Consider the following 20,221-nt stretch of genomic DNA (forward strand, 5'->3'; position numbering starts at 1 on the left):
ATGTCGCGCCGCGCCATCCCATATCTCGTTACTGGGCTTATCTCTTTTGTCGCGTTTGCGATCGCATTTAAGTTGTGGCGGGCCGATTTGCACGTGCCGTTTGCGTATGCGAACTACGGCGACATCATCAATACGAAAATGAGCGAGATGCTCAACGGCGGCTGGCTCTTCTTTGATCCACGACTGGCGGCGCCATTCGGACAGAATACGATGAGCTTGCCCGAGCTCTACACGGTGAACTGGGCGATCCGGTGGTTGCTCGTCGAGATTTCGCGCAACGCGTTCGTCGCCGAGAATCTTTTCGACATTCTGTCACCGATTCTAAACTCGCTGGCGTTCCTCTACGCTGCGCGTCGCTTCAGACTATCGTATATGGCGGCCATTCCCAGCGCGGTCCTGTACGGCAATCTCTTCGCGGTCTATTGGCGCACCATCGCCGGCCACGAGTTCCTAGCGGCGTATTGGCTCATTCCGCTCGTATGTTTGGCCCTCATACAGATTGCCGACGGCACAGAGAATGCGACGAGGACTGACCGCATCGTCTTTTACGGGACAGCAGCACTTGCCGGGCTAGAAAGTCACTACGAAGCCTTCTTCTCAACATACTTGGTCGTTGTTGGCATCCTGATCGGGGCGATCCAGCTTCGATCGTGGCGCCCCTTGCAGCTTGGGCGAGCATTCATTCTAACGACGATCCTCGCTTTCGCAGTCAATGACGTGAACGCGATTCTCTGGAAGCTGTCCGGTCACTCGATTGCCGCTTACCCCCGACAGTCCATCGAGGCTTATTTATACGCCCTTTCACCAGCTCCGATGATACTGCCGATTCCGAGCCATCGTATTCCGCATCTGGCGGCAGTGCGATCGCACTTCGACAATATCTTCCCGCAGCTCGCGACGGAGAACGCTGCAGCGACGCTAGGCACAGTTGCAACGATCGGACTCTTCATTCTGATGATTGCGCTCGTCATGCGCAATGACAGCAAGATGCCGCACGTGTTGCGGCATGGTGCGCTTTTTACGCTTGCAGCGTTTGCACTCGCGACGATAGGCGGATTTGGGGCCATCTTCAATACGTTTGTTCTGCCTGACATCCGCGCGTACAACCGGATCAGTCCCTTCATCGCGTTCTTTGCGCTACTGGCCATCGCGCATGTCTTTGAGTGGGCATGGAACGCGCTGCGTAAGCGCAATCTCGTGCCGCTTTACGCCGCAGTTGCCGCGATCATTATGGTCCTCGGCGTTCTCGACCAATCGCCCGCGTCGTGGGCGCCGTTCGCAAAGAGCAAACAACGCGTTGCGATCGACACGGCATGGGCGGCGCGGATCGCGAACGCAGTGCCGGCGAAATCTGCGATTCTCCAGCTGCCCTACGTATCGGCGCCCGAGTTCCCTATCCTCGAATCGATGTACACGCAAGTCGAACAGGTTCCGTCTCTCTATACGCGCGACGTACGATGGTCGGTTGGCGCAGTCGAAGGCACGCCCGATGCGAGCTTTGAGCGCTGGCTGGCGAGTTTGCCGCCGCGGGATCTGGTCGCCGTCGCGTTGCTTGCCGGTTTTGACGGCGTGCTTGTCTATCAGCAGGGGTTTGCCGACCGCGGAGGCGCGATCGAGAGCGCGCTCAAAGCAATCAGCAAACAGCCATCTCTACTCAATGACGACGGAACTCAAGTGTTCTATCCGTTGGTCGCGCTGGCTCAGAAAGCGCACGCGGCGGAACCTAATGCTGGGACGTCCCAAGGCGTAAGTGACGCGGTTGCTATCTTTAATGCAAAAGGGCTCCCAGAATCCGATCCCCACGTTGCGCGAATCGAGGCAGTACTTGCGAAACCTTCGTGAGTTTGCTCGGCACGGTGCAATCGTCTTTGCTGGTCTGACCGCCGGCAATTTATTTCTCTACCTTTATTATGTCATTATTGGGCGCGTTGTCGGACTGACGGGCTATGGCGTCGTCACCGCCCTGATGTCCGCGATCTTGCTCTTTTCCTTACCATCTACGGTCGCCGGAGCGGTCATCGCAAAAGCCGCAGCCGACTTCCACGCGACGGGCGAGGGCGCACGTCTGAGATGGCTTGCAAACCTTGTCGACCGCGCGGCATGGGCGGCGGGTGCGATCGTCTTTGCCCTCGTTGCGGTCTTCTCGGCTTCGATCGGTTTTTTTTTCCATCTGACGTCGACCGCGCCGGTCATCGCCGCTGGCGCCGCGCTCGGCCTCTCTCTCGTCGTGACCGCTCAGCGCGCCTACCTACAAGGACGGCACAGATTCGAAGCTTTTGCGCTTTCGTACGTCATCGATGCGTTAAGTCGCGCGATACTTGGTGGGATCGGTGCGCACTTCTATGGCGTTGCAGGCGCGCTTGGTGGCGTCGCGATCGATCTACTCATTACGACGCTCTTCGATTCCGTCGCGATGCGTCACGGTATTCCGCAGGAGTCCGTACCACTCGATCTGTCATTCGGAGGCTTTGCAGGTTCCGCAGTAAGAATCGGATTGACGCTGCTCGCCGTCAACGCGATGCTATCCTACGACACGATACTCGTTCGACATTATTTCAGCGCCGAGACCGCAGGACTCTATAGCGCGGCTGCGCTCGTCGCCCGGGGCGTCTACGCGGTGGTCGCATTCATCCCCATCGTTTTGCTTCCCAGCGCTGCGAAGCGCGCCGCACAAGGCGAGCGCTCGACGCATCTCCTGATGTTCGCGGGGACCATCGTTTGTGCAGTCGGCGTCGTCGCGATAGCAGCCAGCATCGTCGCCCCGGGTTTCGTCGTACGCACCATAGCGGGCCCTGCTTTCGCCGATGCGGGCCCGTACGTTCTCCCATACGTAACGGCGCTTGTTGCTCTTGCCGGCGCGAACGCTGTCGCAAACTACAAGATCGGCCTCGGCCGGATGGAACAGGCTATCCCATTAACGGTGATTGCATTTGCTCAGATCGTTTTCGTCGTCATGCGACACGACTCGGTGCACACCGTCCTCATGACGCTACTCACGGGCGACATTTGTGCGCTGATCGTAACGCTCTACGGCGTCATGCCCGTTCCGGCAGGACTCCGACCCCGTCCGATAGAGACACGTTAGCGTGACCGCAGCGATCTTTCCGGCGACTAGCAATGCGAGCGTGCGAAGGTACGTCGAGCTTGTAACCACGATTGCAGAGCGCAACATCAAGGCCCGCTATCGCGGGTCGGTTCTTGGCGTCTTCTGGTCGCTATCGAATCCCTTGATCATGACCGGCGTCTACACGCTCATTTTCGGCACGGCGTTTGCCTCGTACTACGGAAATTCTATCCCGAATTACGTTTTGGCCGTCTTCATGGGCCTCGTTGTCGTTACGTTTTTTTCGCAGGCATCGAGCCAAGCGCTCACCTCTGTTGTCGCTAACGGATCGCTCGTCAACAAGATCAGAATTCCACTGAGCGTCTTCCCCGTTGCGATCGTCGTTGCGAACTTGTTCCAGTTTATCGTCGGCGTCTTGCCGGTAATCGTAGTCGTAACGCTACTCGCGAGCCATCACCCCGAGCGTGTACTGTTCCTGATCGTCCCGGCGTTATCGCTCCTCCTCGTCACCGTCGGAGCATCGCTCGCCACATCTGCACTCTTCGTCTTCTTCCGCGACCTACCGTACGTCTACGAGCTTGTCGTCTTCATCACGTGGATGACGAGCCCGATCTTCTATCCTGAAGAGATCGTTCCGCACAAGCTACGCTTCTGGGTACACATCAATCCCATCGCGGCAATCGCCAACGACATTCGGCAAATCGCATTCGGCATATCCGCGCCGAGCTTTCAGTCGCTCGCGCTCACGCTACTGACGGCCGTCGCAACGCTTTTGGCGGGCGCAGCGATATTCTATTCGCTGCGACGTCACGCCATGGATCTGCTCTAGTGGCTCGTCAAGTGATCGGGATGCAAGGGGTCGACTTGTGGCGCCGGACGCAAGAAGAGTTTCACTACGATCTCAAGCGATTTGTTTTTGGGCTTTTGCGCGGGCGTAATCGAAAACCGAGCCGGCGGCAGGTACTCGCGGGTGTCAACTTGAGCATCGAGGCCGGTGAAAAGATTGGGATCATCGGCCCGAATGGCTCTGGTAAGACGACGCTTTTGAAAGTCATCTGTGGAATTCTATCGCCGACGCGTGGTAAGGCCACCACGAATGGAACCATCGCGCCCCTCATCGAGTTGGGTGCAGGATTTGACCCCGAACTTTCACTTGTCGACAATGTCATCTACTACGGGCTCTTGCTGGGAATCGAACGGCACCGTATGAACGAGCACCTCGATGCGATCTTGGACTTTGCGGAGCTACAAGACTACCGAAATGAACCCGTCAAAACGCTTTCCTCCGGCATGACTGCTAGACTTGGCTTTTCGATCGCGACTGAGTTTCGATCAGACATTCTCATCCTCGATGAAGTCCTGTCAGTCGGCGACGAAGCATTCCAGCGGAAATGTCGCGAACGCATCGATCATCTTTGGGATGAGCATGTCACGATTCTGGTCGTTTCCCATAACCTTGATTTCATTCTCAAGGCCTGTGATCGAGCGCTCTGGCTCGATAAGGGCTCAATCGCCTATGACGGCGCGCCGCAGGAAGCTGTTCTGCAGTACAAGCTCCGCGTCGAGCAACAGCGCCTGGAAGGCACCGGTCGGCCCGCAATGCTTTTGCTCGGCCCCGAACACGCGGACTCAAAATATGCCGGAAAGCTATTCGCCTTCTTCGATGGAAACCGGCACCTCGTGCTCGATAATAACTGGATGAGCTCCAACGGGCTCGACGATACCACCGCCTTGCGCTTTTCCGATGAGACGATCGATCGTATACCGGAAGGCGAGCCCGTGGGAAATCTAGCGGCCATCTCAGGCGGATGATCTCGCTCGTCCTGTACGGCCGCAACGACAATTACGGTTATAATCTACATAAGCGTGCTGCGATTAGCCTAAATTGTATGGCTGAAATCCTCACCGACCCCGACGATGAGATCATCTTCGTCGATTACAACACGCCCGACGACTTCCCGACCTTCCCGGAAGCGATTCAAGACACGCTTACGGCGAAGGCACGAGCGGCACTGAGAATTTTGCGCGTGCGTCCTTCACAGCACGAGCGATTCCAAGACAAGACACACTTGGTTTGTCTAGAGCCGATCGCGCGCAACGTCGGAATCCGCCGGTCCAATCCCACGAACCGTTGGATCCTCTCGACGAATACGGACATGGTGTTTTATCCGCGAAACAACAAATCTCTTTCGGAGATCGTTTCGTCGCTTCCTGATGCGTACTATCACCTGCCTCGCTTCGAAGTTCCCGAGTCGTTGTGGGAAGGCGCGAACCGGATGGACCCTGATGGGACAATCAGTTCCTTTGGAACTTGGGGTCGCGAACTTCATCTAAACGAGATCGTATACACGTCGCTTTCCGACGTGCGATACGACGGCCCGGGTGATTTTCAACTCATGCTCCGTTCGGACATTTGGAACATTCACGGATTTCACGAGAGCATGCTGGTAGGGTGGCATGTCGATTCGAATATCGCTCGCAGACTTTCTCTGATCCCTAGGGCTCTAGGCGACGTCGTCGATGAGCTCTACGGTTACCACTGCGATCATACACGCCAGGTAACTCCCGCGCACAAGGCACGCGGTATTCAAAATGATCAGAAGATCTATTATGAGAACGTCACAGGTGCCGACGTCCGTGCACAATCCAAAACTTGGGGGCTCGCCGACGAAATCGTAGAAGAAATACGCGTTGACCCAACCGGCAATACTTACCTCGTGGCGTTGCAGTCCGCGATTGACGCGCCATTAGACAAGCCGACGACGACCGGCTACTCGTCCACGAGTTTCAATCACCTCGACTATCCGATCGAACACGTCGCGCCCTTTCTTGCAGACAGCCTTGCGAGCTATCCACGCGATACGGTTCTCGGTTGGTCTGGAGCCAAGAGAAGTCTGTTGCGGCGCTTCGCGCGGGTTTGGAAGGCGCTCGGTTTCTCGGCGCCTATCATGGTCTTCGCCGACGCAAAGTGGCTGGGTCCGGACCTTCCAGTCAATTGTGTCTGGATGCCGTGGGAAGAAGCTATCGAACGGGCGACTGTCTTTGTGTTCGATTGGGGAAAACCTGATGAAGGTCCGCCGCTCGCGGAGTGGCTCTTTCAAAACGACCCGATCATTCAGCACGTAACTCGCGACTTTCGGCGCGCTGTCCGAAGCGAACGGTACCGGGTCGAACGGAATCCCAGCGCCGCGAGACGGTTCATCGGAATCAACGCGATCTGCAACTCCGTCGAGGGAGTTTTCAATAACAACGTTGGCGCCGCACTCACGCCGCTCGCAACGCATATCAGGCAAGGCTTCTTGAACGCAACACCGAGCGACGAATTATTATCGGCACTTTATATCGGCCAAGCCGGAAATCGAATGCCACGTGCTATCGTCACGTTGCCGAAAATTGAAGGCTACGTTTTTTACGGCCCGTATCTCGACCTTGATCCGGGAGCTTTTCGCTTTACCGTTGAGTTCGACGATGTAAAATACACCTCGCGTTCCCCCGCGACATTGGTCCTGGAAGTCGTTGCTAGCGCGCGGCTCATCGCCTATCGCGAGATACTCCGTAAGGATCTGGCTGACGGCACCGTATCGCTCGACTTCAATATTTCGCCGGAAATTGGAAACGCAGGGGACTGGCCGAGAATCGAGTTTCGCCTGAAGACGTCGGGATCGATCAGCCTCGCGGTCCGGAACGCCTTCCTCGATGAGCTGGAAATGGATCAGGCTCATTTCGAAGGGCTTCGTGAATTCGATTGTGCCCCGTTGCTATCAATCGGACCGGCAGGGACGGCGGGAGGCTCCCCCGCGAACAGTGAGCGTCGCGCAATACATGCAAAGCGGGGCGTAAACGACCTTCTCGTTTTTGGTCCACATTTTTGGCTGGAAAGCGGACATTACGAAGTGACGTTCGAGTTTGATGTCTCTCGTCCGAATGCAGACTCGTCAATCCGCGTGTACGTCGCATCTCACCTCGGCAAACGCATCTTGGGAAGCGGGGTTGCCGAACCCGGCAAGCGCGGGATTGCCTCGTGCACGGTAGCGTTTGATATACCCAACGAAACGCCGGCGGCTGAACTGGGGCTGCTTGAGTTTCTCGTGTGGTCCGACGGACGACCTCGCTTTTCTCTACTCTCGGCGCGCGTTAAATACGTGCGCCATCTCACTGCCGCAACAAGACCGGATATTGAGCCGCGTGACCTCTTGGCAATGCTACCAACCGGTCGCGGCGGGAAAACAGTTCCCGGTAAGATCGTCTCAGTCGTCGGCGCATATGGGGCGGTATTCTTCGGCCCATATCTCGACCTGAAACCCGGGTCGTATCGTGTTTGCGTGGCTTTGAAGCCGAGCGGGGCGCAAAACCCAGACGCTTCCCCCGGCCTCTCATTAGCAGTCGTAAGTGATGCAGGGATTCTTGCCTTTCATCAAATCACCGCGCAAGAACTCGACCTGGGAAGCGTCGAGATGTTCTTCAGCAGCCCCGAAGAGCGTGGCTGCCGCAGGACCGAGTTCGTATTACGTACGACCGGCCATGTCGCGGTCGAAGTGTCGTCCGTCGTTTTCGAAGAAATCGGAGGGTCAATTCCCGGAGGGATCGCGCAGTCGACGGATCTTTTACCAATGCTCGAGATTCACGAGGCCGCCAAGTGGGAGCGCGCACCGGGAAAATCCGATCAGCTTCGGAGCCCGTTCGGCGCGGGTGGAATCATGGCATATGGACCGTACGTCGCCTTGCTGCCCGGAGACTATGAAGTCGATTTTGATGCTGTCTTTCGCGGATGCTTGCCAAATACAACAATTCGCGTTGATGTGGCAACCGATCTCGGGCAAAACATCTTGGCCCAGGGACGCCTGGTGCCTACGCAGGTCTTGGGCACTGGTTCGGCTCGAGCAACTCTGAAATTCTCCGTAAATGGGTCAGTGAGCTCCAGCCAAACGGCACGCTACGAGTTCAGAGTATGGTCCTCGCGAAAGGCTGACGTCATCCTGACGGGCGTCCGCCTCAGACGGACGACGAGCTACAGCGGGGTTGCCGCTACTACTGCCGCGCTGCCGTAACCAAGCCAGATCGGCTCTACCGCCGACCTACTCGCATCTGTCGTTAAGATTCGCCAACAATCAATCACGGGCACGACCCTCGGCAGATTCGCTTTCGAAAGCCGTGCGTATTCGGGCCACGGCGTGACGATGATTGCAATGTCGACGTTCTGCAATGCATCCTCGATGCTATCCGCACGAACGACGCCCGATCCGAGAATTCCCGACGCTACTTCGCCTGCCACGGGATCATGTATTGTCACGACATAGCCGTCGTCATGGAGACGCTTCGCGAGCAAAAGGCCCTGGCTCTGCTCGACAACCGACGTGTCCGGTTTATAGGACATGCCAAGAATAGCGACACGAGCCCCGTCTGACACACGTGACGAGATCGCTTGTACGAGGCGATCGATCTGATACTTGTTGATCGCATCGGTCGCGCGTGCGATATCGGGCCGAGCGCCTACACTGCTTGCGAGTGCAGCGAAAGCCACATTGTCGCGCGGGAAACATGGGCCGCCGTAACCGGTTGCACCACGAAGATATTTTCTCCCGATTCGCGTGTCGCTTCCAATCGCGTCCGCGACGACGTCGGCGTCTGCGCCTGGAAGTCGATCACAGATGTCGGCGATCATGTTGGCATACGAGATCTTGGTTGTAACGAATGTGTTGACCGCGATCTTCGCTAACTCTGCATTCACGAAGTTCATGCGTCGAGCCGGCGGATTATTTTCGCAAACCCACTTATAAACCGACTCGACCGTGTCGCCGGCGCGCCGGTCGCTCTCACCGATCAACAAAAAATCGGGACGGAGCATATTATTGACGACGCTACCGAGCGCGATAAATTCCGGATTGTAACAGAGGCCGATGTCCGAACCCACGGATCGGCCTGATGACCGCTCCAGGGTTTCGCTAATGACACCTCCCGTTGCCCCCGGCATAACCGTCGATGTAACAACGACGACGTGATATGCGCTCCTCTTGCGCAATGCTGCACCCAACTTTTCGACAACGGCAAGCACGCACTCGTTCGAGAATGCACCGCTCTCGTCACTGGGCGTCGGCACGATAATAAATGTGACGTCACTCTGGTCGACGAGCTGCTCGTAATCGGACGTGACGGCCATCCGATCTTTTCCTGCGTCAATCATCTCTTGTAAGCGCGGCTCGTCGACCGGCGCTCGCCCAGCCGCCAAGGCTGTCAGGAATGCCGCATTTGCGTCAAGACCAATGAGGCGATGCCCTTTTGCTGCGAAAACGGCCGCCATCGGCGCTCCGAGCTTCCCTAAGCCGATTACGGAGACGTTCATACTGCGCGCTGTTTCGAAGGAGAGGAACCTCGAACCTCGGAACAGCGATTGGCTATGTCACGGGGACCAATACTTATAGCGGGCGGCGGCGGATTCATTGGGGGCTGGATGGCTCGCGAAGCGTTATCTCGCGGCTATTCTTACGTCCGCAGCGTTGATGTGAAACCCCGAGAAGCATGGTACCAAGTCCATTCAGACGTCGACAATCTCGTTCTCGATCTTCGAAATCCTGATGATTGCCGCCGAGCGCTACGCGGTGTAGAGAACGTCATAAATCTCGCCGCAGATATGGGCGGCATGGGGTACATTGAGAATCACCGCGCAAACTGTATGATCTCAGTTCTCATCAACACGAACTTGCTGTGCGCCGCTCGAGATCTGACCGTCGAACGCTACTTCTTTTCTTCGTCGGCCTGCGTATACAACGTTGACAAGCAACGCGAAGCTGATGTAACGCCTCTGAAAGAGGACGACGCATACCCTGCGATGCCGGAAAACGGCTATGGGTGGGAAAAGCTCTTTTCGGAGCGGATGTGCCGGCACTTCTATGAAGACTTCGGTCTTCAAACGCGTGTCGCTCGATACCACAACGTCTACGGGCCAGAAGGTACGTGGGACGGGGGTCGCGAGAAAGCGCCGGCGGCAATCTGCCGCAAAGTTGCGCTCGCGAAACTCTCAGGTAAGCGCGAGATTGAGATTTGGGGTGACGGCGAGCAGACCCGGACGTTTATGTACATTGATGATTGCGTTCATGGCACCTACATGCTCACTGATGGTGATTTCGCGGAACCCTTAAACGTCGGCTCGGGCGAGTTAGTCTCGATCAATCAGATGGTAGGCATTGTCGAGAAAATCGCCGGCATCAAATTGAAGCGCTCATACAAACTCGACGCTCCAAAAGGTGTGCGCGGCCGCAGCTCGGACAACCGATTAATCAAAACAATCTTTAAATGGGAGCCGACGATCTCTCTGGAGAGCGGCCTAGAAAAAACCTACCACTGGATCTATGACCAAATAGTCGCTGCCAATAGAGTACCGCAGATCGCGCGGTAAGCGGGCAGAGCTCCGGTGTCCGCACGACTCCGTGAATCGCAGAATGCAACACCAGTTGAAAGCAGTCGACTGCCCAGCGCAGCGAACTCATGCAATGCGATCGCAGTGATGACTGTCTTTCGGGAGCCAACCAGTTGACGAACTATTTCGACCGCATCAATATCTTCGATGAACGCACGGTCGATCTCCAGACGATCCTGAAGGCTCCACTATTTGTTAACGATGCTAAGCCTATAGCCGAGGAGCCACTAAAGGTCGAGATGCCGCCGCATGATTGGCATTTCGGGGTCGTCTTCCAGATCGCTGATGATAGCGGCTTGCGACAGAGCGCCGATATCGTCGTCGCACGCTTTCGCATAATCCTTTCCGCCGGGGACATCAGAGTTGGGTGTGTCGATCCGACATCAGCATTTCTAGTGGGAGATGAGCTCGAACTCGCAGCACGACCCGAACTCCAAACCGTGGAGGTAGAGATCCCGCCTGACGCTGGCTCGATTGTGTTTCGTACCGGCCTGACAGCGACTTCGCGCGCGCCAATCCTACAATTCGACTGCTGGCAAGTCGTAGTCGGCAAACGAGCCGCCGCCGTTTCAGTTACTGACGTCTTATGCGACTCAGCATCGCGGGTAGAATCGACCTCAATCCCGGTCGCAGTTGCGGAAGTGGAGCTTCTAATAAGCCATTCGACGCGCCGCTTCGACCATAGAAGGTCGTCAACGGAATTTCTTCGCGCGCGCTATGCAGACCGGGAGCGTCTGCGTAATCTTCCAGCCTTCGAGACTTTGGCATCGGCCAGCACGGCTCACTCTCTGCACGGAGCGCTCACCCACGTGCGTCTTAGCGCGTCGGGTGGCGACTTGTCGCTGGAGCCGATTCGTTGCATCGATAGCCGCGAGCTCATCCAGCAGGCGGCTTTGGTAGGAACGCGTTTGGTGATTTGCTCGAATGGCTTCATGTGCGTGTTGCCGGCGTTAGACTATAGACTTCGGGGCGACGAGTTCGATCGAGGATCTCCGTTCCGCATCGATGACCCGTGGTTCGCGGGCCTTCACACCGTGGTCGGAATTGATTCGGATTCATGCCTAGTTTCAGCAGCCGGTCCCGACGCCGTATTATGGGTTGATCTCGAATCACGACGAGTCACCCACCGTTTTCGGCTGCCAGAGGATCGGTATGGATCTAACTACCCCGTGACTCTAGAGACCTCGGTGAATGAGCACTATATTCCCAACGACTACCAACTGGGTCATTTGAATTCCGCATTCCCAGACCGCCACGGTGGTTGCTACTTCACAACGCTTGGGCAAGGGGACGTCGCGCACGTTGATCGGAACGGAAAGTGGGAAATCATTGCTTCTGGCTACATCGGCTTACACGGCCTTAGAGAATCTCTCGATCGCACGTTTCTGTACTTTTCGGAGAGCCCGACGGGCAAACTCTGGAAGATAGCGCACGGCTCAGTGTATCTCATGGCAGACATTGAGACCAAATGGCTTCACGACTCGCAGCAGATATCGCCGACTCTCTTCGCTTGCCTCTCTGTCGATAGGAACGAGCTGCTCCTGATCGACACTTTAAGCGGAAAAGAGTCGGCCGCTTTTGATCTCAGTTCTCGAGGGCATAACCCCCAATTTCTCTCCCTCGTGAGCCAAGGGACCTGACCGCCGGAATCCTGCATAGAAAAGACATGCGCGCGCGATTAAACGACAGGTTCACGCTCTCGGCTCTTCCGTACGCGTCCAGGTTTGCAAGAAGCGCCTGGATTAGCGGACCTCGCATTCGCCTGATTAGAGCATGAGTGATAGCACCGGTCAGACTCGACGGCACGTTTCGCGCCTTTCTGTCGACGTTATTGCCATCTTGCTCGTGCCCTTTGTACTTACGACGGCTAACAATACATGGATCTTTTGCAAACCGCTCTTCATCGATCGATGGATCTATACTGGTTTGCAACTTCACTTTGCCGCACTTTCGACACGATTTTGGTATACGTACTATCCATCGCGTGAACCGTGGCTCCTAGTTGGATGGCTAGCTCACCGAGTATTTGAACCGGCGACGGCTCTTTACGTCTTACACTTCGCGGTATTTTATCTGTCCGCGTTTTCACTCTATTCAGCAGTATTAATGCTGTTCTCGGATCGTCTAGCGGCTTTAGGCAGTGTTATGCTACTTGTTACGCAGTCCGAATTCCTAACCGCGACTGGCTGGGATTACGTTGACGGAGTCTACACGGCATTTTTTGCGCTAAGTATTTCGGCTCTCGTCGGGGTCGCGCTGCGACACAGGTGGAAGATATTTGCGCTGCTGTGGGGTGCGGCCATAGCCTGCATTGCGTCGCTCTATCCTCTTTTAGCGATTCTCTTGCCAGCAGAGCTCGTCGGGTTTTTTCTGCTAAATAGGGCCGCGTCGCGACGATCAATCACAGTCGTCGGACTTTTTTGCGTACTCGGGGGCATAACAACGATACTAATTCTCTGCTGCCTTGCATGGTTAGCCGGCGGACCATTCGCCTATTTCCAAGGCCAACTTATGAAGTTGTTCGAGGTTGAGGGCAACCTCGCTCGCTGGTATCAGAACCCGAGTGAATGGATATGGACGGCAGCGTTTCTGATCATCCCCTTCGCGGTCGCCTCATACAGCGCACTGGAATCCATCCGTTGCTGGCGGAGGTACGCCGATCGCACTGAGACGATGAAAGGAGACGAGACCGGCGCGCACCTCTTTGCCGTGAGCGTTGCTAATCTGGTAGCGCTTTTCACGTTCATCGCATTGGAAGCCGATCATTTCCTCGTCTTGCAGCTAGACGACAAAGTAAACGCATTGCTTCCGTTCGCGTTCTGCGTAGTAGGCGGTGCCATCGCCACCGCCCTCCGTCGAATCCCCGACTCTCCGCGAATATCCCTTACGATCGCAATATTTATGATCCCGCTCGCCCCGTGGATCCTCGCGAATTTTACGTTTGTTCACCCGCACGTGCAGTATTTCCAGGGCACCGTTCAGGAGATCTCTTGGCTGATCGCGATCTTCTTCGCGCTCGCAGTGTGCTCATTAGCCCCGCGTGTCGGTTTTTTGGCGACAATTGTTGTCCTCACGACGATAGGTTTCGGAGCAGCGGACGATCAGCTCATGACCTTCCCTGCCAATCCTTACTACAAGCAGGGGACGTTGGCAGTAATCGATGCCTCTGAGCGAATCGGGCAATATAATACGGATGCCAGCGGCCGTTTCTGGTTCAACCTCTTAGATCGATCTTCGGCCCTAGAGAGGGATGTCAACTCAACTTATCTAGGACCTTTCACTAGGCTAAATGACCACTTCCCGAGCCTAGCCAACAACGATGGCTCCACCGCAGTTGTATCGCCCGGTGATCGGCTGATCATCCTGTTCGATAGTGGTGACGCGATAGCAAACGCGAACCGATCCTTGGCACGAGAGGGTGTCTTTCTTCGGCCAATCACGATACAAGAGGAGAAACGACCCGGCGTTGACTTTCGCTTTGCAGTTGCTGCCGCTCAAGCGAGAATGCCCGAGCGCAGCGACTCACTTCTCCTATCGGCGTCATCTGCTGTGCTAGCTCGCGGTTTGCGAGCAAGCCTGCAGTGGCCAATATCGTTAAGTATTCCGGATAAACCGTGGGCATATGCCGCCGATATTCCGATTCCGCATTACGATGGAAAAGGCGACGCCACTAAAGGAATCGTAGAGATCGAAACAAGAACGACGCGCGGTGAGCTGTGGGTTGGCATATTGTCTCGCGATCGGAAATCATTCATTCGGCGAAGAGCCCTTTCCACCGCCGCTGAACTCCGCACGATTTTCGTAAACATCGATTTGGGGAACGCGTCGGACATCGTTTTCCAAAACGGTCCGCTCGGTCACCTGGGCCAAAGCGAGGTTGATTCCGTTCGTGTAATCGTCCCAACGGACGAGCGCTAGCGCCTTGAGCTTGAGGAAGTCTCTGTGGCCAGAGTGTGCGATGCTTTTGGCATTACCCTTCGCTCTGACCTATTTCAACAACACGTGGATCTTCGTGAAGCCGATTTTCATCGATCGATGGATCTATTCGGGCTTCCATATGCATCTACAGTCGCTTCTCAGGACATGGGGCTACACGTATTACGCGTCACGAACGCCTTGGGATGTGTTGGGCTGGGCCGTTCACAGAATATTGCCGACCGAACCAGCTCTGTATGTTCTGCATTTCCTTGTCTTCTATGTGTCTGCTTTCTCTCTCTACTTCGCCGTCTTAACGCTATTTTCAAGCCGACTCGCCGCGTTGACAACCGTGCTTCTGCTCGCGACACAATCCGAATTCTTGACGGCAACAGGTTGGGACTACGTCGATGGAGCGTACACGGCTTGCATCCTCGTTAGTCTCGCCGCTGTCGCTCTAGGAGCAACGCGCAAGCGGTACCACGTGGCAGCATTTGTTTGGGGCGTTGCTATTACCACAACCGTCTCCCTTTACATCTTGATGCTCGTTCTGATTCCTGCGGAAGTTGTACTCGTGCTTCTATTGAACCGAATGCGGCATCGGCACTCAGTCGGTGTCTTTGCACTCTGGGTTTTCGCCGGCATATGTGCGGCGGCGATTTTCTACGGATGCGTAAATAGGTTAGCGGGTGGCCCATATTTATATTTCATGGGACAAATCCTCGCATTGCACGGCGTAGCCGCGAAACGACCAGAATGGTTTATGCCACTGCATGAGTGGATCGGCTATGCGACCTGGCTGCTAATTCCATTAGCAATCGCGCTAATGAGTGTTGTCGTCGTCGTCCGCCACGCAGTCTCATCGCTTCGCTGCTTGCGGAAAGGTACGGGCAATGCCGAGAGCACGCTGTTTGTTGTTTGCGCCGCCTACCTCGCCGCCTGTCTTTCATTTGTCATTTTGGCGTTGAACCACTTTGCAGTTCTCGAACTGGATGACAAGATAAACGCGCTGCTGCCTTTCGCCTTCGTATGCGTTGGCGGTGCACTTGCGCTCGCCGCGCGCACCTTTCCAAATCTCTACACGGTTCCGTTCTCAATTATGGTTGTCGCGGTAACCCTTTTGCCGTGGTTTCTTTCATCGGTCACGCGATTTCTGCCGATTCCTCAGGCCTTTCTCGGTCTTCATAACGAGATCGCCTGGATATTAGGCGACGGCATCCTCCTTTGTATCGCCGCCGTATTGCCGCGCATCCTGATAGCGCCTCAGGTTTACATGCTGGCCGTAATTTTGTTCACCTGCATCGGTTTCGGCGGCGCGGACACAGACATGATGCAGTTCGTACCGAATCCATACTATAAACAAGGGACCCTTGCAGTTTTCCAAGCGATGGAGCAAGTTCAGCCTTACGATCGCGATGCTCGCGCACGCTTTTGGTTTGACAACCACGACAAGTATGTCGGCCTCGAGCGTGACGTCGTGTCGTCCTATCTCTACGGACCAGCATTGATCAATGAACATTTTCCGAGTCTCGTTAGTTGGACGGGAGAAACCGTAACATTCAGACCCGGAGACCGCGTGATCTTTTTAACCTCTGGAAGCGACCCACTCGCTCGCGCGGACCAAACAGTCGCACATCAACGCGTCTTCTTTCAGCAGGTCGTGCGCGAGCATGTCACGCGTCCTGGAATCGATTTCGAATTTATAGTGACGGATGTTCGTTCTCTAGATGAAAGGTAACTGGTCGCGTATAACGGGTCCCAGTGCATTTGAAAGTGTTAGAGGCAAATGTGACCAAACTCTCTGGGCGACGCTCCTCGACGTTCTTTGCTCCTGCAAGAGAACACCGCGTGAACGTCGCCCCTTGCGAACGTAGAATTGATATGGAACATCGATATCTCGACCACGCCACTTGCGCTTGAAAAGGTGCACGTTGCTGCCCGGTGCGCTTCTGCCTAAGTCGAGGCTCTCAACATTGTTGAGCGACGCGTCCCGAATGACATGCCAATACAGCATGTAATTCGCAAACTCGAGCTCACGTTCGTATCGCATTATTGCGAACCAATCAGTCCACGAGTTACCGTGCAGAATGCAAAGCATTCCCCCAATGAGCTCGCCGTCGCGTCGCGCAAGGTACAATCGGAGACGTTCCGGTCCAAGGTGTGCCTTCATCGCACGCAACATCGTGCGGCTAAAGACGGGCGTCCCAAGATCTCTCATGTGAGCAGCATATACGCCGTAGAATGCGTCCAATTCCGACAGTTCGAGATCTCTTTCAATGCCCAAACTAGACTTTTCGGCTTGCCGAACCCCCCAACGAGTTTTGCCCTTCACCGCAGACCAAAGCTGGTCAACGTTCTGTCGTGTATCGATTATCGTGTGAACGGTTGGAATAATCTCAGCGTTTGCAGCAAGCGGTCCGCCGCGGAGCTGTAAATAGCCCGCTCGCAAACTATCTCTCAATCTTATGCCTTCATGCACAAGCGCTTCTGCCGCTTGGCTGGATTTCGCGAGCACACCACCCTCGAGAGAGGATAGATGGCGACCCGTGATCAGGCTTCGGCTGAAATATGTGGGTAGAATTCCGACGACGTCTCCGGCACCATCGAAGGCATAGAGAAAATACGGCGAGACTGAAAAGGCATCTCGCAAGATGTGGTACCAGCCAGCGTGATGCAGCGGCCCCGCCTCTGGCGAGCTGTCAACGAAGCGTTGCCACGCCGTCAGCTCGCGAGGGCCGGCGATCCTAACGTTCAGCGCGCTTTCGGCCAGCACGCGTGACAATTCGCGCGATTATGTGCGGAGCCTTTGGGAGTACTCACCAATAGGAATCCTACGAATGTCAGTCAATCACCCACGCGATGACTAGTCCTCCGTTAGACATGACGTCCAGGAGTGTTACGGATTATTTTCGTGGCCGGCGCGTGCTCGTCACCGGTGCGTGCGGCACGGTGGGTCAACAGCTCGTGCGTCATCTCCTTGAGCGTCTCGACGTTGAGGCACTCGTTGGCCTCGACAACAACGAGAGTGAACTGCTTTTCCTCGAAGAGCGCCACAAGAAGCACAGCAACACTCGTTTTCGCCTCTGCGATATTCGCGATCTCTCATCCCTTCAGCGCGAGGCGCGGGGAATCGACATCATCTTCCACGCCGCAGCGTACAAGCACGTTTATCTTTGTGAACGCTCTCCGCTCGAAGCAATTCAGACAAACGTTCTTGGTGTTCAGAACGTAATCCAATGCGCGAGTGATAATAACGTAGGCCGACTGGTCTTTACAAGCAGCGATAAGGCCGTGAATCCCACGAACGTTATGGGAACATCTAAGCTGATGGGCGAGCGGCTTGTGACCGCCGCTGCGATCGACTCGGGTCGATGCGACACCGTTTTTCTTTCGACTCGCTTTGGAAACGTTTTAGGCTCGCGCGGTTCAGTTATACCAATTTTCAGAGATCAGATACGGCGCGGCGGACCCGTCACACTATCAGATCCGAGGATGACCCGATTCATCATGTCGCTCGACGAAGCGGCGTGGCTCGTCATCGAATCGACGGTGCTTGCCAAGCGTGGCGACGTCCTAATCACGAAAATGCCAACTATCAAGATTACTGATCTGGCAGAAGTATTGATTAGCGAGCAAGCCCCTCGCTACGGATTGCGGCCGAGTGACATTAGTATCGTCAACGTCGGCCCGAGGCCTGGCGAGAAGCTTTATGAAGAGCTCATGAACGAAGAGGAAACGCGCCGCTCGATCGAACTCGAGCGCTATTTTGTCGTACGACCCGCTATGCTTGGCGATCCTGGCGACGACTACAGCGGGCGGCCAGGGATAGCCGTTACTCGACCCTACAACTCGGCTAACGAAAAGCCGTTATCGCGTGCCGATCTGGCGCAGTTTCTTCACGACAAGCAGCTGATCGAGCAGGCATAGCGGTCATTCGGACATTTTCTCCGCGACGTAAACGCTGTTCAATCCCCATTGAAATGAGCGCGTTACCAAATGCTGCAATGGGCGCGTGTTGAGGTAGCCGAGCAACTCTTCGCGCGGCATACAGAACTCCTCATCCTCTTCCATGCCACGCTCGTGGTCCATGTCAACTTTACCTTGCAGGCCCATATAAAAGTGTTGCCATTTATGACTCAGTAATTGCGTAATCGGCTCGCCTTCAGTCATCACAAGGCGACCACCAGGTTTTAGAAGCCGGCTAAACTCCATGAACTCTGCAGTTCGCAGATTCTTGGGTATGTGACCGCCGACCGCGACAAGCGTAACGGTGTCAAAACTGCTATCCGGGAAAGGAATCTGCGTCGGGTCCTCGACCAAATGCTCGACGCCTTCGTACGCAAAAAAGTCCACCCCGATCCCACAATCCGCCCCGATAAAACGCTTGATAAAGAGGTTGCCCGGGCCGCAGCCAACATCGAGCACACGTCCTTTGCAAAACTGAGCAACTTCCCACATGCGCTCGTCACGCATTGACGTTAGGCCTACGAAACCTCGTGGCCCCATGAATAACGCACGGACCGGCAGGGCTACGTTGTCTAACAGTCGTTTAATTGGGGGCCGCGCAAGGCCAATCATGCGCGCTGCTTCTTGCCGCCGGTGCAACCTCCTACACAGGAATCAATGGCCTAGGTCCTAATCGGTGCATCGATCTTATGCGCATTTTGATTCTCGGTGGGGACGGATACCTCGGTTGGCCGACCGCCATGGATCTCCGCAAAAGCGGACACGATATTACATTAGTCGACAATTATTCTCGTCGTTCTATCGCAAAAGAAACCGAATCGGAAGCCTTGATGCCGAACCCGCTCCTGCCTGAACGCACATCGATCTTCAAGGCAGCGTCCGGATACGATATTGTGGTCGAGGAAGGCGATTGCTGCGATTACGACTTTCTCTCAACCCTCGTAAAACGGTTCGAGCCACATGCAATCGTTCACTATGCGGAGCAGCCTTCTGCCCCCTACTCCATGATCGGCTATCGCGAAGCCCATAAGACGCTGACGAATAATCTCGAAGCAACCTTCAACGTCATTTGGTCAGTCCTGAAAAGCGCACCAAACTGTCACATCATCAAGCTGGGGACAATGGGAGAATACGGCACTCCCAGGATCGACATCGAGGAGGGCTGGATCGAGATTGATCACAAGGGACGACGCGACAAATTTCTTTTTCCACGACAGGCCGGCTCTCTCTATCACACCACCAAGATACTCGACACTGATCTGCTTTGGTTTTACGTCCGTACTTACGGATTACGAGTAACCGACCTGATGCAAGGTCCTGTGTACGGGATATCCACGCCGGAGGCTGATTTAGACAAGCGCCTCATGCCGAACTTCCACTACGACGACATTTTCGGCACGGTCGTAAATCGCTTCATCGTTCAAGCGATCGCGGGAGTCCCTCTTACTGTCTACGGTAAAGGCGGTCAAATTCGAGGTTATCTAAATTTACGCGATACGCTTCAGTGTGTCGCTCTGGCGGCATTAAAGCCGCCGGATCCAGGAGAGCTTCGGATACTTAACCAGTTCACCGAGACTTTCTCTGTAAACGAGCTCGCCGACCGCGTTCAGCACGTGGGTACAGGGTTGGGTTTGCCTGTTAAGATCCAACCGATCGATAATCCACGCAAAGAACTTGAAGACCACTACTACAATCCGGTCCATTCCGGACTACTAGAATTGGGGCTGAAACCTCACCTTATGACCGACGACGTCCTCGCGGGCATGATTGAAGCAGTCATCCCATATCGCGACCTGATAGTTCGAGATCGAATCATGCCTCGTGTGCGCTGGCGATAGCGCGCTCAGCGACTTCAAATGATT

General features: G+C 55.3%; 13 protein-coding genes. 11 read left to right on the forward strand and 2 right to left on the reverse strand.

The window, feature by feature from the left end:
* The 5 genes from VGG22_06295 (at position 1) to VGG22_06315 (ending at position 8,112) form a co-directional block, all read left to right on the forward strand.
* Positions 1-1,842: a hypothetical protein gene (locus VGG22_06295; GenBank protein ID HEY1727961.1), complete on the forward strand. Its 1,842-nt coding sequence runs from the start codon at positions 1-3 to the stop codon at positions 1,840-1,842.
* The gene (locus tag VGG22_06300; GenBank protein HEY1727962.1) at positions 1,826-3,085 is read left to right on the forward strand and encodes a hypothetical protein; all 1,260 of its coding nucleotides are present in this window, start codon (positions 1,826-1,828) and stop codon (positions 3,083-3,085) included. Before VGG22_06295 ends, VGG22_06300 begins: the two co-directional genes overlap by 17 nt.
* 1 nt (position 3,086) lies before the next feature.
* Positions 3,087-3,893: an ABC transporter permease gene (locus VGG22_06305; GenBank protein ID HEY1727963.1), complete on the forward strand. Its 807-nt coding sequence runs from the start codon at positions 3,087-3,089 to the stop codon at positions 3,891-3,893.
* Positions 3,894-4,042: 149 nt separating this feature from the next.
* Complete coding sequence (locus VGG22_06310) at positions 4,043-4,876, forward strand: ABC transporter ATP-binding protein (GenBank protein HEY1727964.1); 834 nt, start codon at positions 4,043-4,045, stop codon at positions 4,874-4,876.
* Between the two features lie 77 nt (positions 4,877-4,953).
* Positions 4,954-8,112 (forward strand): hypothetical protein, encoded by a 3,159-nt coding sequence (locus tag VGG22_06315; GenBank protein ID HEY1727965.1) that lies wholly within the window; start codon positions 4,954-4,956, stop codon positions 8,110-8,112.
* Here VGG22_06315 and VGG22_06320 read toward each other — a convergent pair.
* Positions 8,073-9,404, reverse strand: coding sequence for a nucleotide sugar dehydrogenase (locus tag VGG22_06320; protein ID HEY1727966.1), 1,332 nt, complete (start codon positions 9,402-9,404; stop codon positions 8,073-8,075). The two genes, VGG22_06315 and VGG22_06320, sit on opposite strands and share 40 nt — an antisense overlap.
* Before the next feature lie 54 nt (positions 9,405-9,458).
* On the opposite strand from VGG22_06320, the gene VGG22_06325 reads away from it, so the two are divergent.
* The 5 genes from VGG22_06325 to VGG22_06345 all read left to right on the forward strand — a co-directional run bounded on the left by VGG22_06325 (position 9,459) and on the right by VGG22_06345 (position 18,320).
* Positions 9,459-10,457, forward strand: coding sequence for an NAD-dependent epimerase/dehydratase family protein (locus tag VGG22_06325; GenBank protein HEY1727967.1), 999 nt, complete (start codon positions 9,459-9,461; stop codon positions 10,455-10,457).
* A 134-nt stretch (positions 10,458-10,591) separates the two neighbouring features.
* Positions 10,592-12,118 (forward strand): hypothetical protein, encoded by a 1,527-nt coding sequence (locus VGG22_06330; GenBank protein ID HEY1727968.1) that lies wholly within the window; start codon positions 10,592-10,594, stop codon positions 12,116-12,118.
* Positions 12,119-12,989: 871 nt separating this feature from the next.
* On the forward strand, positions 12,990-14,396 hold the full coding sequence (locus tag VGG22_06335; GenBank protein ID HEY1727969.1) for a hypothetical protein: 1,407 nt from the start codon (positions 12,990-12,992) through the stop codon (positions 14,394-14,396).
* A 46-nt stretch (positions 14,397-14,442) separates the two neighbouring features.
* Positions 14,443-16,131, forward strand: coding sequence for a hypothetical protein (locus tag VGG22_06340; GenBank protein HEY1727970.1), 1,689 nt, complete (start codon positions 14,443-14,445; stop codon positions 16,129-16,131).
* Between the two features lie 1,121 nt (positions 16,132-17,252).
* Positions 17,253-18,320 carry an SDR family NAD(P)-dependent oxidoreductase gene (locus VGG22_06345; protein ID HEY1727971.1) on the forward strand — a complete coding sequence of 356 codons (1,068 nt, stop codon included), beginning with the start codon at positions 17,253-17,255 and terminating at the stop codon, positions 18,318-18,320.
* A 3-nt stretch (positions 18,321-18,323) separates the two neighbouring features.
* Here the strand turns inward: VGG22_06345 and VGG22_06350 are convergent, their stop codons facing one another.
* Positions 18,324-18,866 carry a class I SAM-dependent methyltransferase gene (locus VGG22_06350; protein ID HEY1727972.1) on the reverse strand — a complete coding sequence of 181 codons (543 nt, stop codon included), beginning with the start codon at positions 18,864-18,866 and terminating at the stop codon, positions 18,324-18,326.
* A 182-nt stretch (positions 18,867-19,048) separates the two neighbouring features.
* On the opposite strand from VGG22_06350, the gene VGG22_06355 reads away from it, so the two are divergent.
* Positions 19,049-20,197, forward strand: a complete 1,149-nt coding sequence (locus tag VGG22_06355; protein HEY1727973.1) for an NAD-dependent epimerase/dehydratase family protein — start codon at positions 19,049-19,051, stop codon at positions 20,195-20,197.
* Positions 20,198-20,221: the final 24 nt, after the last annotated feature.

It is taken from the genome of Candidatus Baltobacteraceae bacterium, assembly GCA_036489885.1.
Classification (GTDB): domain Bacteria; phylum Vulcanimicrobiota; class Vulcanimicrobiia; order Vulcanimicrobiales; family Vulcanimicrobiaceae; genus JAFAMS01.

Coding starts and splice junctions, on each gene's coding strand:
- VGG22_06295 (HEY1727961.1), top strand. CDS start 1: ATGTCGCGCCGCGCCATCCCATATCTCGTTACTGGGCTTATCTCTTTT.
- VGG22_06315 (HEY1727965.1), top strand. CDS start 4,954: ATGGCTGAAATCCTCACCGACCCCGACGATGAGATCATCTTCGTCGAT.
- VGG22_06320 (HEY1727966.1), bottom strand. CDS start 9,404: ATGAACGTCTCCGTAATCGGCTTAGGGAAGCTCGGAGCGCCGATGGCG.
- VGG22_06325 (HEY1727967.1), top strand. CDS start 9,459: ATGTCACGGGGACCAATACTTATAGCGGGCGGCGGCGGATTCATTGGG.
- VGG22_06335 (HEY1727969.1), top strand. CDS start 12,990: ATGAAGTTGTTCGAGGTTGAGGGCAACCTCGCTCGCTGGTATCAGAAC.
- VGG22_06345 (HEY1727971.1), top strand. CDS start 17,253: ATGACTAGTCCTCCGTTAGACATGACGTCCAGGAGTGTTACGGATTAT.
- VGG22_06350 (HEY1727972.1), bottom strand. CDS start 18,866: ATGCGTGACGAGCGCATGTGGGAAGTTGCTCAGTTTTGCAAAGGACGT.
- VGG22_06355 (HEY1727973.1), top strand. CDS start 19,049: ATGCGCATTTTGATTCTCGGTGGGGACGGATACCTCGGTTGGCCGACC.